This window comes from Streptomyces sp. NPDC059008 (assembly GCF_042749045.1).
Classification (GTDB): Bacteria; Actinomycetota; Actinomycetes; order Streptomycetales; family Streptomycetaceae; genus Streptomyces.
The window spans coordinates 88,398-102,033 of record NZ_JBHYJC010000010.1 but is presented as its reverse complement, the minus strand read 5'-3'; the positions used below and the strand labels follow the sequence as shown (position 1 = coordinate 102,033).

Sequence of the window (13,636 nt, the reverse complement as noted above, 5' to 3'; positions counted from 1 at the left end):
CCGGCAGCGCCACCACCGGGCCGGCTCAGCAGCAGCCGCCTCCGGCCGCCCCGGGCAGGCTCCGCTTGTTGCGCGCTTCGAGGTTCCGCGCCGCCAGCAGCTCGTCGGCCGGGTACCCGACCTCTTCCAGCGTCAGCCCGTGCGGCCGTACGACATGCACGGCGGAGTCCCGTACGCCCGCGGCCAGCACCTTCCCCGGCCACTCCGGCGGCCGGTGGCCGTCCCCGACGAACAGCAGCGCGCCGATCAGCGACCGCACCATGTTGTGGCAGAAGGCGTCCGCCCGCACGGTCGCGGTGATGATCCCGTCCGCGCCGCGCTCCAGGCTCAGCTCCTGGAGCGTGCGGATGGTCGTGGCGCCCTCCCGCCGCTTGCAGTACGCCGCGAAGTCGTGCTCCCCCAGCAGCGGGCGGGCCGCCTCGTTCATGGCGTCCACGTCCAGCGCCCAGTCGTGCCACAGCACATGGCCGCGCAGCAGCGGATCGACACCCCCGTGGTGGTCGGTGACCCGGTAGGCGTACCGCCGCCAGATCGCCGAGAACCGCGCGTTGAACCCGGCCGGCGCCTCGCTCAGCGACCACACCCGGACGTCCTTGGGCAGCCGCCCGGCCAGCCGCTTGAGCAGCTTCTCCTGATGCTCGGCCCAGAGCTCCGCGGGCAGGTCGACATGCGCCACCTGCCCGCGCGCATGCACTCCGGCGTCGGTCCGGCCCGCCACGGTCAGCTCATACGTGGTCTGCCCCGACCGCGTCACCGTCCGCAGCGCGTCCTCGATCTCCCCCTGGACCGTCCGCTGCCCCCCGGCCTGCTTGGCCCATCCGGAGAAGTCCTTTCCGTCGTAGGAAAGGTCCAGCCGCACCCGGACGTGCCCGGGCTTCACCTCGTCGCTCACACCCACCATCCTCTCAAGCTCCCGACACACGGAAGCGGGCCCGCCCCCGAAGGGACGGACCCGCTCAACGCGAGGCGAAGCCTCAGGCGTCCTTCGACTCCTCGGCCGGGGCCTCGGTGGTCTCGGCCGCGGCGGCCTCGGCGTCCTTGGCCGCACGCTTGGTGGCGGCCTCGGCCTCACCAGTGGCCTGCTGCGCCACGGTCAGCGCCTCCACCAGCTCGATGACGGCCATCGGCGCGTTGTCGCCGCGGCGGTTACCGATCTTGGTGATACGGGTGTAGCCACCCGGGCGGTTCTCGAACCGCGGGGCGATCTCCGTGAAGAGCGTGTGCACGACGCTCTTGTCCGAGATCAGCTCCATGACCTGACGGCGGTTGTGAAGGTCACCCTTCTTCGCCTTGGTCACCAGACGCTCCGCGTACGGACGCAGACGACGGGCCTTGGCCTCGGTCGTGGTGATGCGACCGTGCTCGAAGAGAGCGGTGGCCAGGTTGCGCAGCATCAGACGCTCGTGTGCGGCGCTGCCGCCCAGACGGGCACCCTTGGCGGGCTTCGGCATGTGTATCTCCTTCATTGCTGCACCGGCCGTATCAGGTACCGGTGTCAGTTCCCACGAGGCGGCCGCCCCGCGGAAGACTCACACGGCTGGGGTCCGAGGCACCGCCCCGGACCCCAGCCGGTCGAACTCAGTACTGCTCGGTCTCCACGAACCCGGCGTCCGCGTCGTCGTCCGCGCCGAAGGCGTCGGCCGCGGCGGTCGGGTCGAATCCGGGCGGGCTGTCCTTGAGCGCCAGGCCCATGCCGGCCAGCTTCGCCTTGACCTCGTCGATCGACTTCGCACCGAAGTTGCGGATGTCGAGCAGGTCCGCCTCGGAGCGCGCCACGAGCTCACCCACGGAGTGGATGCCCTCACGCTTGAGGCAGTTGTACGAACGAACGGTGAGCTCGAGCTCCTCGATCGGCAGCGCCAGGTCGGCGGCGAGGGCGGCGTCCGTCGGGGACGGGCCCATGTCGATGCCCTCGGCGTCGATGTTGAGCTCGCGCGCCAGACCGAACAGCTCGACCAGCGTCTTACCGGCGGACGCCATGGCGTCGCGCGGCCGCATGGCCTGCTTGGTCTCGACGTCGACGATCAGCTTGTCGAAGTCGGTGCGCTGCTCGACACGGGTCGCCTCGACCTTGTAGGTGACCTTGAGCACCGGCGAGTAGATCGAGTCGACCGGGATACGGCCGATCTCCTGGCCCACCTGCTTGTTCTGCACGGCGGAGACGTAGCCGCGACCGCGCTCGACGGTCAGCTCCATCTCCAGCTTGCCCTTGCCGTTCAGGGTGGCGAGGACCAGGTCCGGGTTGTGGACCTCGACACCGGCCGGGGGCGCGATGTCGGCAGCGGTGACCAGGCCGGGGCCCTGCTTGCGCAGGTACATCACGACCGGCTCGTCGTGCTCCGAGGAGACGACCAGCTGCTTGATGTTGAGGATGAGGTCGGTGACGTCCTCCTTGACGCCCGGCACGGTGGTGAACTCGTGCAGGACACCGTCGATGCGGATGGACGTGACCGCCGCACCCGGGATCGAGGAGAGGAGCGTACGACGCAGGGAGTTGCCGAGGGTGTAGCCGAAGCCCGGCTCCAGCGGCTCGATCACGAACCGGGAGCGGTATTCGTCGACGACCTCTTCGGTCAGAGAGGGACGCTGAGCGATCAGCATGTTTGTGGTCCTTCAGTCGTGGGCGCCCGCTATTTGACGCCCGCTGTACTGACAAGGGTACGGGCGGTACGGCGCCATCGGCCCCGCACCGCCCACACCGGCCGGCTCTTACCTGAGGAGAGCCGACGAGCCTTACTTCGAGTAAAGCTCGACGATCAGCTGCTCCTGCACCTGGGTGTCGATCACCTGGCGCTCGGGCAGGCTGTGCACCAGGATCCGGAGGTTCGACGGGATCGCTTCCAGCCAGGCCGGAACGGTCTTCTCGCCGGCTTCGGCCTTGGCCACCTCGAAGGGGGTCAGGTTCCGAGAGCCCTCGCGGACCTCGATGATGTCGTTCACTGCCACACGAGCCGACGGGATGTCGGTCTTGCGGCCGTTCACGGTGATGTGTCCGTGACGCACCAGCTGACGGGCGTGGTCCCGGGACTTGGCAAAGCCGGCCCGGTAGACCACGTTGTCGAGACGGGTCTCAAGGATGCGCAGAAGGTTCTCACCGGTCTTGCCGGTCTTCTGGTTCGCTTCCTTGTAGTAGTTCACGAACTGCTTCTCAAGGACACCGTAGATACGGCTGCACTTCTGCTTCTCACGAAGCTGGAGCAGGTACTCGCTGTCCTTGGTGCGCCCGCGACCGTGCTCACCCGGGGGGTAAGGACGGATCTCGATCGGGCACTTCGCGCTCTCGCACTTGCTCCCCTTGAGGAAGAGCTTCTGCTTCTCCCGACGGCAACGCTTGCAGTCGGCCCCGGTGTAACGCGCCATTGTCTAGTTGTCTCCTACTTCAGGTGGTCAGACGCGGCGACGCTTCGGCGGGCGGCATCCGTTGTGCGGCGTGGGGGTGACGTCCTGGATGGAGCCAACCTCGAGACCGGTCGCCTGGAGCGAACGGATGGCCGTCTCGCGACCCGAACCCGGGCCCTTGACGAAGACGTCGACCTTGCGCATGCCGTGCTCCTGCGCGCGGCGGGCGGCCGACTCGGCGGCCATCTGCGCGGCGAAGGGGGTGGACTTGCGCGAGCCCTTGAAGCCGACGTGGCCGGCCGAGGCCCAAGAGATCACGTTCCCGGTCGGGTCGGTGATCGAGACGATCGTGTTGTTGAACGTGCTCTTGATGTGAGCGTGCCCGTGGGCGACGTTCTTCTTCTCCTTGCGGCGCACCTTCTTGGCGCCGGCCGTACGGCCCTTCGGAGGCATGAATTTCTCCCGTGGAGGTGGTCGGTCCTACAGCGAAGACCGCTGGTGAGCGTCCTGCTGAGGACTACTTCTTGCCCGGCTTCTTCTTGCCGGCGATCGCGCGACGCGGACCCTTGCGGGTACGGGCGTTCGTGCTGGTGCGCTGACCGTGCACCGGCAGACCGCGACGGTGCCGCAGACCCTGGTAGCAGCCGATCTCGACCTTGCGGCGGATGTCGGCCTGGATCTCGCGACGGAGGTCACCCTCGGTCTTGAGGTTGTTGTCGACGTACTCGCGGATCTTGACGAGGTCTTCCTCGGCCAGGTCGCGGACCCGGGTGTTCGGGTTCACGCCGGTGGCGGCGAGAGTCTGCTGCGAGAGCGTCCGCCCGATACCGAAGACGTAGGTGAGGGCGACCTCCACACGCTTTTCGCGCGGGAGATCAACGCCTGCGAGGCGTGCCATTGATGTGGCTCCTGATGGCTATTCGGAGGTCTTCCGCAGCACCGTTCCCGTAAGACTCTGCAGAATTACGAGCCGGGTCCCCGGCCTCCGAGCCGGGGGTGTCGTCCCCACGCGAGTGGTGCGGGGGGTCGGGTGTCTGCGTATGTACGTATGTGCTTGCGTCGCGCGAACTGCGAAATTGCAGGTGGTCGGCGTGCGTCAGCCCTGGCGCTGCTTGTGGCGCAGGTTGTCGCAGATGACCATGACCCGGCCGTGGCGGCGGATCACCTTGCACTTGTCGCAGATCTTCTTGACGCTCGGCTTGACCTTCATGGGATGTGAGGTTCTCCGGGTCAGTGCCGTCACCCCACGGGAGCGGGGCGCCGACAAGATCTACTTGTAGCGGTAGACGATCCGGCCACGCGTCAGGTCGTACGGAGAAAGCTCCACCACGACCCGGTCATCCGGGAGGATGCGGATGTAGTGCATCCGCATCTTGCCGCTGATGTGCGCGAGGACCTTGTGACCGTTCTGGAGCTCCACCTTGAACATGGCGTTCGGCAGGGACTCGATCACGGTGCCCTCGATTTCGATGGCACCTTGCTTCTTGGCCACGCTTCGCCCTTCGAATCGGCTACCTTGATCGACTCTTGCGTCTCCGCGACATCAAAGATGTCACCTATCTCCAGGCATACGGATGCACGAGAGCCGACGCGTCAGTCTACGTCAGTGCCTGGGAAAAGACGAATCCAGGATTATTGCCCACCAGGGGTGATCCTTACGCTCCCGGGGGCGCCCCCGGGAGCAGCCGCACTGGCGACGAGGTCTCCCCTGGCCCTTGAGCCCTTGGGGTCTCCCCTGGCCCTTAAGCCCTTGCGGCAGGGTCGGGCGCGGCGGTGATCCCCAGCTCGGCCAGCTTCGCCTTGCCGCCGTCCGGCGAGGTCAGCACCAGCGGACCGTCCTCGGTCAGCGCGACCGAGTGCTCCCAGTGCGAGGACCAGCTGCCGTCGTTCGACTTGACCGTCCAGTCGTCGTCGAGGACGTGGGTCTTGGCCGTACCGAGATTGACCATCGGCTCGATCGCGATGCAGAAGCCGGGCACCAGCTTCGGGCCGCGGCCGCGCTTGCGGTCGACGTAGTTCAGCAGGTGCGGGTCCATGTGCATCTGCGAGCCGATGCCGTGGCCGCCGTAGTCCTCGACGATGCCGTACTTGCCGCTGGTCGGACGGGGCTGGCGCCGGATGTAGCCCTCGATCGCCCGGGAAATGTCCACCAGGCGGTTGCCCTTGGCGACCGCCGCGATGCCGGCCCACATCGACTCCTCGGTGACCCGGCTGAGCTCGATCAGCTCCGCGGAGTGACCCGATCCGACGAAGGCGGTGTACGCGGCGTCGCCGTGCCAGCCGTCGATGATCGCGCCGCAGTCGATGGAGATGATGTCCCCGTCCTGCAGGACCGTCTCGGTGTCGGGGATGCCGTGCACGACGACGTCGTTCACCGAGGTGCAGATGGTCGCGGGGAAGCCGCCGTAACCGAGGAAGTTCGACTTCGCGCCGTGCTCGGCGAGCACCTTGCGCGCCGCGTCGTCCAGGTCCTTGGTCGTGGCGCCCGGCACCGCGACCTTCCGGGTGGCCGCGTGGATGGCGGCGACCACCAGCCCCGCCTCGCGCATCTTCGCGATCTGCTCGGGGGTCTTGATCTCCACCATTGCGGCTGGCTCTCCCTTGCGGCTAAGCCGCCGCCGCGCTCGCGGAGGTGGCTGGTCGCCCTCGTGGTTGCTCAATTGATGATTGCGGCTACCACGGTACCCGTACGCGATACGGCCGCGGCGCCCCGTCAGGGCACCGCGGCCGTATCGAAGCCGGTGGTGGCTCTATGCGTCGTGCGAGGGCAGCGCGGCCATCGCGCGCTGCGTGACCTCTTCGACCTTGCCGAGGGCCGGGATCGTCACGACCAGGTCCTGGGCCTTGTAGTAGTCGATGATCGGCTCGGTCTCCGTGTGGTAGACCTCCAGCCGCTTGCGGACGGTCTCCTCGCGGTCGTCGTCACGCTGGTACAGGTCGCCGCCGCAGACGTCGCAGACGCCCGCGGTCTTCGGCTTGTTGTACTCGGCGTGGAAGACGTGGCTTGAGTCCTTGCGGCAGATCCGCCGGCCGGCGATCCGCTTGACGACCTCGTCCTCCGGGACCTCCAGGTCCAGGACGGCGTCCAGCTTGAGGTTCTTGCCCTTGAGGAACTCGTCCAGCGCCTCGGCCTGGCCGAGGTTGCGCGGGAAGCCGTCGAGGAGGAAGCCCTCGGTGGCGTCGGCCTGCTCCATGCGGTCCTCGGCCATCCCGATGGTGACCGAGTCGGGCACCAGGTTTCCGGCGTCCATGTACGACTTCGCCTCGACACCCAGGGGCGTGCCCTGACTGATGTTGGCGCGGAACAGGTCCCCCGTGGAGATGTGCGGGATCGCGAGGTTCTTGGCAAGGTACGCAGCCTGCGTACCCTTGCCGGCCCCCGGGGGTCCGACGAGGACGATTCGCATCAGCGGAGGAACCCTTCGTAGTTGCGCTGCTGAAGCTGGCTCTCGATCTGCTTCACGGTCTCCAGGCCCACACCCACGATGATGAGGATGCTCGTCCCGCCGAACGGGAAGTTCTGGTTCGCGTTGAAAAGCACCAACGCCACTGTTGGTACGAGCGCGATCAGCCCCAGGTACAGCGAGCCCGGCCACGTGATCCGGTTGAGCACGTAGCTGAGGTACTCGGCCGTCGGGCGACCAGCCCGGATACCCGGGATGAAGCCACCATACTTCTTCATGTTGTCGGCAACTTCTTCGGGGTTGAAGCTGATGGCGACGTAGAAGAACGCGAAGAAGACGATCAGCAGGAAGTACGTAACGATGTAAACCGGGTGATTTCCCTTGGTGAAGTTGGTGGCGATCCACGTCGCCCATGCCGCCTTCGACCCGCTGAACTGTGCAACGAGGGCTGGAATGTAGAGCAGCGATGACGCGAAGATGACGGGAATCACACCCGCCTGATTCACCTTGAGCGGGATGTAGGTGGACGTACCGCCATAGGACCGGCGGCCGATCATCCGCTTCGCGTACTGCACCGGAATGCGCCGCTGGGCCTGCTCGACGAAGACCACCAGGGCGACCATCGCCAGGCCCACCGCGATCACCGCGAAGAACTCGATCCAGCCGTCCGCGAGCTTGCCGGTGAGCTTGATCTGCCACAGGGCGCCCGGGAAGCCGGCGGCGATCGAGATGAACATCAGGATCGACATGCCGTTGCCGATGCCGCGGTCGGTGACGAGCTCACCGAGCCACATGATCAGGGCGGTGCCGGCGGTCATCGTGATGACCATCGTGATGGTGGTGAAGATCGAGTCGCTGGGCACGATCTCGCTGGCGACCGGGCAGTTCTGGAACAGCGCGCCGCTGCGGGCGGTGGCCACCAGGCCGGTGCCCTGCAGGATGGCGAGCGCCACGGTCAGATAGCGGGTGTACTGGGTGATCTTCGCCTGGCCCGACTGCCCCTCCTTCTTGAGGGCCTCCAGCCTGGGGATCACCACGGTCAGCAGCTGGAGGATGATGCTCGCCGTGATGTACGGCATGATCCCCAGCGCGAAGATCGTGATCTGCAGCAGCGCACCACCGCTGAACATGTTCACCAGGGCGAACAACCCGCTGTTGCCGCCGGCCTGCCGCATGCAGGTCTCGACGTTCGCGTAGTTCACCCCGGGGACCGGGACGTGCGCTCCGATCCGGTAGAGCACGATGATGCCCAATGTGAACAGCAGCTTCTTGCGCAGGTCGGGCGTCTTGAACGCTCGGGCGAACGCGGTGAGCACGGTGCCTCCTGCGCCTCTTCGCCCCATAGGCGAGAGGTGACGGTCTTGAGGATCGACGAATACATAGGCCAAAAACCGCGCGGACACGGCCCACGCGGCGGGGGCCCGGGGCCGGAGCCCCGGAAAACAGCAGTGCCTGCCACCTTACCGGCGACCGTACCCCCTTGGAACGACCAACCGGGGATGCCCCAAACGATGGGCATCCCCGGTCAGTTGAACCAACGAACTCAGATGAGTTCGGTGACGCTGCCGCCGGCGGCGGCGATCTTCTCCTTGGCGGAGCCGGAAACGGCGTCAACCGAAACCTGCAGCGCCACGGAGATCTCGCCCTGGCCCAGGACCTTGACGAGCTCGTTCTTGCGCACCGCGCCCTTGGCGACCAGGTCGGCCACCGTGACCTCGCCACCCTGCGGGTAGAGCGCGGCCAGCTTGTCCAGGTTCACGACCTGGAACTGCTTGTGAGCGGGGTTCTTGAAACCCTTCAGCTTCGGGAGGCGCATGTGGAGGGGCATCTGCCCACCCTCGAAGCGCTCCGGAACCTGGTAACGGGCCTTCGTACCCTTGGTACCACGACCAGCGGTCTTACCCTTGGACGCCTCGCCACGACCCACGCGGGTCTTGGCGGTCTTGGCGCCCGGGGCAGGACGGAGGTTGTGGACCTTCAGCGGGTTCTGCTCCGCCATGTCAGTCGACCTCCTCAACCGTCACGAGGTGGCGGACGGTGTGCACCATGCCGCGGAACTCGGGGCGGTCCTCCTTGACAACCACGTCGTTGAGCTTCTTCAGGCCCAGCGAACGAAGGGTGTCGCGGTGGTTCTGCTTGCTACCGATGTAGGACTTCGTCTGCGTGATCTTGAGGTGCGCCATTACGCGGTCACCCCTGCACGCGCCCGCAGCAGAGCGGCGGGAGCAACGTCCTCCAGCGGCAGGCCACGACGGGCGGCGATCTCCTCGGGACGCTGCAGTCCCTGGAGAGCCTCCACCGTGGCGTGCACGATGTTGATCGGGTTCGACGAACCGAGCGACTTGCTCAGCACGTCGTGGATGCCCGCGCACTCCAGAACGGCACGCACGGGGCCACCGGCGATCACACCGGTACCGGGGGAAGCCGGCTTGAGCAGGACGACGCCCGCAGCCTTCTCGCCCTGGATGGGGTGAGGGATGGTGCCCTGGATACGGGGGACCTTGAAGAAGTTCTTCTTGGCCTCTTCCACGCCCTTGGCGATGGCAGCCGGAACTTCCTTGGCCTTGCCGTAACCGACACCTACGGTGCCGTCACCGTCGCCCACCACGACCAGCGCGGTGAAGCTGAAGCGACGACCACCCTTGACAACCTTGGCGACGCGGTTGATCGCGACAACGCGCTCAACGTACGCGGTCTTCTCGGCGGCAGCGCCACCGTCGCGACCCTTCCGGTCCCGCCGCTCGCCGCCACCGGCACCGCTCCCGCGGCGCTGGGGTCCAGCCATTGGATTTACCTCTCTCTGTTACGTCCGCTAGCTCCGGAACCGGGGCTTAGAACTTCAGCCCGGCTTCGCGGGCGGCGTCGGCCAGAGCGGCAATCCGCCCGGCGTACTGCTTGCCACCACGGTCGAACACGACGGCCTCGACACCGGCGGCCTTGGCACGCTCGGCGACCAGGGAGCCGACCTTCTGGGCCTGGGCGCTCTTGTCGCCCTCGCCACCACGGATCGACGCGTCCAGGCTCGACGCCGAGGCCAGCGTGTGGCCCTTGATGTCGTCGATGACCTGCGCGGTGATGCCGCGGTTGGACCGCGTCACGACCAGACGCGGACGCTCCGCGGTACCCGAAATCCGCTTACGGATGCGGATGTGGCGACGCTTGGCGGCGGCGCGCTTGTAGGCGTCACCCTTCGCGATCTTCACACCGTATGCCATGGCTTACTTACCAGCCTTTCCGACCTTGCGGCGGATGACCTCGCCGGCGTACTTGACGCCCTTGGCCTTGTACGGGTCAGGCTTGCGCAGCTTGCGGATGTTCGCCGCCACCTCGCCGACCTTCTGCTTGTCGATGCCCTCGACGCTGAGCTTGGTCGGGGACTCGACCTTGAAGGAGATCCCCTCGGGGGCCTCGATCACGATCGGGTGGCTGTAGCCCAGGGCGAACTCCAGGTTGGAGCCCTTCGCCTGGACGCGGTAACCGACACCGCTGATCTCGAGCGCCTTGCTGTAGCCCTGGGTCACGCCGGTGATCATGTTCGCCACCAGCGTGCGGGACAGGCCGTGCAGGGCCTTGTTCTGACGCTCGTCGTTCGGGCGGGTGACGTTGATAACGCCGTCCTCACCCTTGGCGACCTCGATGGGAGCGGCCACGGTGTGCGAAAGGGAGCCCTTGGGACCCTTCACGTTGACCGTGCGGCCCTCGATGGTGACGTCCACACCAGCGGGAACCTGGATGGGCAGCTTGCCAATGCGCGACATTAGCTATTCCTCCGTTCCCGGGTTACCAGACGTAGGCGAGGACTTCCCCACCCACGCCCTTCTTCTGCGCCTGCTGGCCGGTGAGCAGACCGTGGGACGTGGAGATGATCGCCACGCCCAGGCCGCCGAGCACCTTCGGCAGGTTGGTGGACTTTGCGTAGACCCGCAGGCCCGGCTTCGAGATCCGCTTGATGCCGGCGATCGAGCGCTCGCGGTTCGGGCCGAACTTCAGCTCGAGGACGAGGTTCTTGCCGACCTCGGCGTCCTCGACGCGCCAGCCGGTGATGTAACCCTCCTGCTGGAGGATCTCCGCGATGTGCGACTTGATCTTGCTGTGCGGCATCACGACGGTGTCGTGGTACGCCGAGTTCGCGTTCCGCAGACGGGTCAGCATGTCTGCGATGGGGTCAGTCATGGTCATGAATTGGCCTTCGGCCTCTCTCGCCGGGGTTTCCTATGTGCGCCATCCCTCTCCCCGATCAGAGTCGGGACGGGTGCGGCGCGGGGACCTACGGCGTAGTAAGCGACGTTATGCGGGCTTCGCCCGCGGTCGGTCTCGGGCGGCGGGACGCCCAAACCCCTCTACCCTACGGGAAAAAAGGGGCAGGACTCCCGCCGACCGATTGCTTACCGAGAGCCCCGGTCATCCCAAGTGGGGGATTACCAGGAGCTCTTGGTCACGCCCGGCAGCTCGCCACGGTGAGCCATCTCACGAAGGCACACGCGGCACAGGCCGAACTTGCGGTAGACGGAGTGCGGACGGCCGCAGCGCTGGCAGCGCGTGTACGCGCGGACAGCAAACTTCGGCTTACGAGCCGCCTTAGCGATCAGAGCCTTCTTCGCCACGGTCAGTTCTCCTTGAACGGGAAGCCGAGGTGACGAAGCAGGGCGCGGCCCTCATCGTCGTTGGACGCCGTGGTGACCACGGTGATGTCCATGCCCCGCGTCCGGTCGATCTTGTCCTGGTCGATCTCGTGGAACATGACCTGCTCCGTGAGACCGAAGGTGTAGTTGCCCCGACCGTCGAACTGCTTCGGGGACAGACCACGGAAGTCGCGGATGCGCGGCAGCGCGAGCGACAGCAGGCGGTCCAGGAACTCCCACATGCGGTCACCGCGGAGGGTGACGTGGGCACCGATCGGCTGGCCCTCGCGCAGCTTGAACTGCGCGATGGACTTACGGGCCTTGGTGACGGCCGGCTTCTGGCCGGTGATCGTGGTGAGGTCGCGGATGGCGCCCTCGATCAGCTTGGAGTCGCGGGCGGCGTCGCCCACACCCATGTTGACCACGATCTTGGTCAGACCGGGGATCTGCATGACGTTCTCGTAGGAGAACTCGTCCTTCAGCTTCCCGGCGATCTCTTCGCGGTAGCGCGTCTTCAGACGCGGCGCGTTGGTGGTGGCAGTCATCAGATGTCCTCACCGGTCCGCTTGGCAACGCGGATCTTGTTGCCCTCGTCGTCGAAGCGGTATCCGACGCGGGTGACAACCTTCTGGCCGTCCTTCTCCACAACCAGCTGAACGTTGCTGACGTGGATGGGGGCCTCGGTCGTCACGATGCCGCCGGTCTTCGAACCACGAGCGGTCTGGCCGGCCTTGGTGTGCTTCTTGACCCGGTTGACACCCTCGACCAGGACGCGGTCCTCGCGGGGGAAGGCCTGGATGACCTTGCCCTGCTTGCCCTTGTCCTTACCGGTGATGACCTGGACCAGGTCGCCCTTCTTGATCTTCATCGGTTACAGCACCTCCGGCGCGAGCGAGATGATCTTCATGAACTTCTTCTCGCGCAGCTCACGGCCCACGGGGCCGAAGATACGGGTGCCGCGGGGGTCGCCATCGTTCTTGAGGATGACGGCCGCGTTCTCGTCGAAGCGGATGTACGAGCCGTCGGGACGGCGGCGCTCCTTGACGGTGCGAACGATGACCGCCTTGACGACGTCACCCTTCTTCACGTTGCCACCGGGGATCGCATCCTTGACGGTGGCGACGATGACGTCACCGATGCCCGCGTAGCGGCGACCGGAACCACCGAGAACACGGATGCAAAGGATTTCCTTCGCACCAGTGTTGTCGGCGACACGCAGTCGCGACTCCTGCTGGATCACGTCTATCTCCTGTTTGTCTGCCGGTTCCCGGTGAGAAGCGCGAGTGCTTCGCGCTTCTCACCGAGCCTGGCGGAACTGTTCCTAGGGGGTCCCCCTAGGAGGGATTACTTGGCCTTCTCGAGGATCTCGACGATGCGCCAGCGCTTGGTGGCGGACAGCGGCCGGGTCTCCATCAGGAGGACGCGGTCGCCGACGCCGGCAGCGTTCTGCTCGTCGTGCGCCTTGAGCTTGTTGGTACGGCGGATGACCTTGCCGTACAGCGCGTGCTTGACGCGGTCCTCGACAGCGACGACGACGGTCTTGTCCATCTTGTCGCTGACGACGAGACCCTCACGGGTCTTGCGGAAGCCGCGCTCGTTCGTCTCAGTCACATTCTTCTCGCTCATCAGGCGCTCTCCACCGTCTCGATGCCCAGCTCGCGCTCACGCATCAGGGTGTAGATCCGGGCGATGTCCTTGCGGACGGCCTTCAGCCGGCCGTGGTTCTCGAGCTGTCCGGTCGCCGCCTGGAAGCGGAGGTTGAACAGCTCTTCCTTGGCCTCACGGAGCTTGGCAACGAGGTCCTCGTTGTTCAGCTCGCGCAGCTCGGACGCCTTGGTAACGGCCGACATCACGATTCACCTGCCTCGCGCCGAACGATGCGGCACTTCATCGGAAGCTTGTGGGCGGCGCGGGTCAGCGCCTCCTTAGCAACCTTCTCGTTCGGGAAGGACAGCTCGAACATCACCCGACCGGGCTTGACGTTCGCGACCCACCACTCCGGGGAACCCTTACCGGAACCCATGCGGGTCTCGGCAGGCTTCTTCGTCAGCGGGCGGTCCGGGTAGATGTTGATCCAGACCTTGCCACCACGCTTGATGTGACGGGTCATCGCGATACGAGCGGACTCGATCTGACGGTTCGTCACGTAGGCCGGGGTGACGGCCTGGATTCCGTACTCACCGAAGGCCAGCTCGGTGCCACCCTTGGCCATACCGTTGCGCTTCGGGTGGTGCTGCTTGCGGTGCTTGACCCTGCGAGGGATCAGCATGT

24 protein-coding genes are annotated in these 13,636 nt (G+C 66.2%); all 24 read right to left on the bottom strand.

The annotated features are described in order from the left end of the window. Positions 1-25: 25 nt before the first annotated feature. A complete protein-coding gene (gene truA / locus ACFWZH_RS15370) occupies positions 26-892 on the bottom strand; it encodes a tRNA pseudouridine(38-40) synthase TruA (protein WP_384429935.1) in 867 nt (288 codons plus the stop codon). A gap of 82 nt (positions 893-974) precedes the next feature. Further along, positions 975-1,451 (bottom strand): 50S ribosomal protein L17, encoded by a 477-nt coding sequence (gene rplQ / locus ACFWZH_RS15365; RefSeq protein ID WP_384429932.1) that lies wholly within the window; start codon positions 1,449-1,451, stop codon positions 975-977. 127 nt (positions 1,452-1,578) lie between these two features. Continuing rightward, on the bottom strand, positions 1,579-2,601 hold the full coding sequence (locus ACFWZH_RS15360) for a DNA-directed RNA polymerase subunit alpha (protein WP_003956430.1): 1,023 nt from the start codon (positions 2,599-2,601) through the stop codon (positions 1,579-1,581). Between the two features lie 132 nt (positions 2,602-2,733). Continuing rightward, positions 2,734-3,360, bottom strand: a complete 627-nt coding sequence (gene rpsD, locus ACFWZH_RS15355) for a 30S ribosomal protein S4 (protein WP_384429928.1) — start codon at positions 3,358-3,360, stop codon at positions 2,734-2,736. Between the two features lie 27 nt (positions 3,361-3,387). Continuing rightward, entirely contained in the window at positions 3,388-3,792 is a 405-nt protein-coding gene (gene rpsK, locus ACFWZH_RS15350) for a 30S ribosomal protein S11 (protein WP_004571845.1), read from the bottom strand. A 64-nt stretch (positions 3,793-3,856) separates the two neighbouring features. Next, positions 3,857-4,237: a 30S ribosomal protein S13 gene (rpsM, locus tag ACFWZH_RS15345; RefSeq protein ID WP_018090888.1), complete on the bottom strand. Its 381-nt coding sequence runs from the start codon at positions 4,235-4,237 to the stop codon at positions 3,857-3,859. Between the two features lie 198 nt (positions 4,238-4,435). Further along, positions 4,436-4,549, bottom strand: a complete 114-nt coding sequence (rpmJ, locus tag ACFWZH_RS15340; RefSeq protein ID WP_003956441.1) for a 50S ribosomal protein L36 — start codon at positions 4,547-4,549, stop codon at positions 4,436-4,438. A 60-nt stretch (positions 4,550-4,609) separates the two neighbouring features. After that, a complete protein-coding gene (gene infA, locus ACFWZH_RS15335; protein WP_003956442.1) occupies positions 4,610-4,831 on the bottom strand; it encodes a translation initiation factor IF-1 in 222 nt (73 codons plus the stop codon). A 250-nt stretch (positions 4,832-5,081) separates the two neighbouring features. Further along, positions 5,082-5,924, bottom strand: a complete 843-nt coding sequence (gene map, locus ACFWZH_RS15330; RefSeq protein WP_384429923.1) for a type I methionyl aminopeptidase — start codon at positions 5,922-5,924, stop codon at positions 5,082-5,084. 165 nt (positions 5,925-6,089) lie between these two features. Next, on the bottom strand, positions 6,090-6,746 hold the full coding sequence (locus tag ACFWZH_RS15325) for an adenylate kinase (RefSeq protein ID WP_384429919.1): 657 nt from the start codon (positions 6,744-6,746) through the stop codon (positions 6,090-6,092). Beyond that, positions 6,746-8,059 (bottom strand): preprotein translocase subunit SecY, encoded by a 1,314-nt coding sequence (gene secY, locus ACFWZH_RS15320; RefSeq protein WP_384429916.1) that lies wholly within the window; start codon positions 8,057-8,059, stop codon positions 6,746-6,748. The genes ACFWZH_RS15325 and secY overlap by 1 nt, the downstream gene beginning before the upstream one ends. Before the next feature lie 227 nt (positions 8,060-8,286). Then, positions 8,287-8,742, bottom strand: a complete 456-nt coding sequence (gene rplO, locus ACFWZH_RS15315) for a 50S ribosomal protein L15 (RefSeq protein WP_384429913.1) — start codon at positions 8,740-8,742, stop codon at positions 8,287-8,289. A 1-nt stretch (position 8,743) separates the two neighbouring features. Then, a complete protein-coding gene (rpmD, locus tag ACFWZH_RS15310) occupies positions 8,744-8,926 on the bottom strand; it encodes a 50S ribosomal protein L30 (RefSeq protein WP_384429910.1) in 183 nt (60 codons plus the stop codon). Next, positions 8,926-9,528 (bottom strand): 30S ribosomal protein S5, encoded by a 603-nt coding sequence (gene rpsE / locus ACFWZH_RS15305; protein ID WP_042155878.1) that lies wholly within the window; start codon positions 9,526-9,528, stop codon positions 8,926-8,928. The genes rpmD and rpsE overlap by 1 nt, the downstream gene beginning before the upstream one ends. A gap of 46 nt (positions 9,529-9,574) precedes the next feature. Further along, positions 9,575-9,958 carry a 50S ribosomal protein L18 gene (rplR, locus tag ACFWZH_RS15300; protein WP_384429907.1) on the bottom strand — a complete coding sequence of 128 codons (384 nt, stop codon included), beginning with the start codon at positions 9,956-9,958 and terminating at the stop codon, positions 9,575-9,577. A 3-nt stretch (positions 9,959-9,961) separates the two neighbouring features. Then, the gene (gene rplF / locus ACFWZH_RS15295; RefSeq protein ID WP_384429904.1) at positions 9,962-10,501 is read right to left on the bottom strand and encodes a 50S ribosomal protein L6; all 540 of its coding nucleotides are present in this window, start codon (positions 10,499-10,501) and stop codon (positions 9,962-9,964) included. Between the two features lie 22 nt (positions 10,502-10,523). Then, positions 10,524-10,922 carry a 30S ribosomal protein S8 gene (gene rpsH, locus ACFWZH_RS15290; RefSeq protein ID WP_030413019.1) on the bottom strand — a complete coding sequence of 133 codons (399 nt, stop codon included), beginning with the start codon at positions 10,920-10,922 and terminating at the stop codon, positions 10,524-10,526. 239 nt (positions 10,923-11,161) lie between these two features. After that, positions 11,162-11,347, bottom strand: a complete 186-nt coding sequence (locus ACFWZH_RS15285) for a type Z 30S ribosomal protein S14 (RefSeq protein ID WP_004571834.1) — start codon at positions 11,345-11,347, stop codon at positions 11,162-11,164. 2 nt (positions 11,348-11,349) lie between these two features. Next, entirely contained in the window at positions 11,350-11,910 is a 561-nt protein-coding gene (gene rplE / locus ACFWZH_RS15280; protein WP_030074789.1) for a 50S ribosomal protein L5, read from the bottom strand. Next, positions 11,910-12,233 carry a 50S ribosomal protein L24 gene (rplX, locus tag ACFWZH_RS15275; RefSeq protein ID WP_030413017.1) on the bottom strand — a complete coding sequence of 108 codons (324 nt, stop codon included), beginning with the start codon at positions 12,231-12,233 and terminating at the stop codon, positions 11,910-11,912. The genes rplE and rplX overlap by 1 nt, the downstream gene beginning before the upstream one ends. Before the next feature lie 3 nt (positions 12,234-12,236). Next, the gene (gene rplN, locus ACFWZH_RS15270; RefSeq protein ID WP_003998823.1) at positions 12,237-12,605 is read right to left on the bottom strand and encodes a 50S ribosomal protein L14; all 369 of its coding nucleotides are present in this window, start codon (positions 12,603-12,605) and stop codon (positions 12,237-12,239) included. 104 nt (positions 12,606-12,709) lie between these two features. After that, positions 12,710-12,991, bottom strand: a complete 282-nt coding sequence (gene rpsQ, locus ACFWZH_RS15265) for a 30S ribosomal protein S17 (RefSeq protein ID WP_006604882.1) — start codon at positions 12,989-12,991, stop codon at positions 12,710-12,712. Next, a complete protein-coding gene (rpmC, locus tag ACFWZH_RS15260) occupies positions 12,991-13,215 on the bottom strand; it encodes a 50S ribosomal protein L29 (protein WP_046927445.1) in 225 nt (74 codons plus the stop codon). Before rpmC ends, rpsQ begins: the two co-directional genes overlap by 1 nt. Beyond that, positions 13,215-13,634 (bottom strand): 50S ribosomal protein L16, encoded by a 420-nt coding sequence (rplP, locus tag ACFWZH_RS15255; RefSeq protein WP_004571829.1) that lies wholly within the window; start codon positions 13,632-13,634, stop codon positions 13,215-13,217. Before rplP ends, rpmC begins: the two co-directional genes overlap by 1 nt. Positions 13,635-13,636 lie beyond the last annotated feature (2 nt).

Excerpts from the sequence above, each read along its gene's own strand:
- ACFWZH_RS15360 (WP_003956430.1), bottom strand. The coding sequence starts at position 2,601 with ATGCTGATCGCTCAGCGTCCCTCTCTGACCGAAGAGGTCGTCGACGAA.
- rplX (WP_030413017.1), bottom strand. The coding sequence starts at position 12,233 with ATGAAGATCAAGAAGGGCGACCTGGTCCAGGTCATCACCGGTAAGGAC.
- rplF (WP_384429904.1), bottom strand. The coding sequence starts at position 10,501 with ATGTCGCGCATTGGCAAGCTGCCCATCCAGGTTCCCGCTGGTGTGGAC.
- map (WP_384429923.1), bottom strand. The coding sequence starts at position 5,924 with ATGGTGGAGATCAAGACCCCCGAGCAGATCGCGAAGATGCGCGAGGCG.
- rpmC (WP_046927445.1), bottom strand. The coding sequence starts at position 13,215 with ATGTCGGCCGTTACCAAGGCGTCCGAGCTGCGCGAGCTGAACAACGAG.
- rpmD (WP_384429910.1), bottom strand. The coding sequence starts at position 8,926 with ATGGCGCACCTCAAGATCACGCAGACGAAGTCCTACATCGGTAGCAAG.
- rpsH (WP_030413019.1), bottom strand. The coding sequence starts at position 10,922 with ATGACCATGACTGACCCCATCGCAGACATGCTGACCCGTCTGCGGAAC.
- rpsK (WP_004571845.1), bottom strand. The coding sequence starts at position 3,792 with ATGCCTCCGAAGGGCCGTACGGCCGGCGCCAAGAAGGTGCGCCGCAAG.
- rpsM (WP_018090888.1), bottom strand. The coding sequence starts at position 4,237 with ATGGCACGCCTCGCAGGCGTTGATCTCCCGCGCGAAAAGCGTGTGGAG.
- rpsQ (WP_006604882.1), bottom strand. The coding sequence starts at position 12,991 with ATGAGCGAGAAGAATGTGACTGAGACGAACGAGCGCGGCTTCCGCAAG.
- rplE (WP_030074789.1), bottom strand. The coding sequence starts at position 11,910 with ATGACTGCCACCACCAACGCGCCGCGTCTGAAGACGCGCTACCGCGAA.
- rplQ (WP_384429932.1), bottom strand. The coding sequence starts at position 1,451 with ATGCCGAAGCCCGCCAAGGGTGCCCGTCTGGGCGGCAGCGCCGCACAC.
- rpsD (WP_384429928.1), bottom strand. The coding sequence starts at position 3,360 with ATGGCGCGTTACACCGGGGCCGACTGCAAGCGTTGCCGTCGGGAGAAG.
- rplP (WP_004571829.1), bottom strand. The coding sequence starts at position 13,634 with ATGCTGATCCCTCGCAGGGTCAAGCACCGCAAGCAGCACCACCCGAAG.
- rpmJ (WP_003956441.1), bottom strand. The coding sequence starts at position 4,549 with ATGAAGGTCAAGCCGAGCGTCAAGAAGATCTGCGACAAGTGCAAGGTG.
- rplR (WP_384429907.1), bottom strand. The coding sequence starts at position 9,958 with ATGGCATACGGTGTGAAGATCGCGAAGGGTGACGCCTACAAGCGCGCC.
- rpsE (WP_042155878.1), bottom strand. The coding sequence starts at position 9,528 with ATGGCTGGACCCCAGCGCCGCGGGAGCGGTGCCGGTGGCGGCGAGCGG.
- ACFWZH_RS15325 (WP_384429919.1), bottom strand. The coding sequence starts at position 6,746 with ATGCGAATCGTCCTCGTCGGACCCCCGGGGGCCGGCAAGGGTACGCAG.
- rplO (WP_384429913.1), bottom strand. The coding sequence starts at position 8,742 with ATGGCGGAGCAGAACCCGCTGAAGGTCCACAACCTCCGTCCTGCCCCG.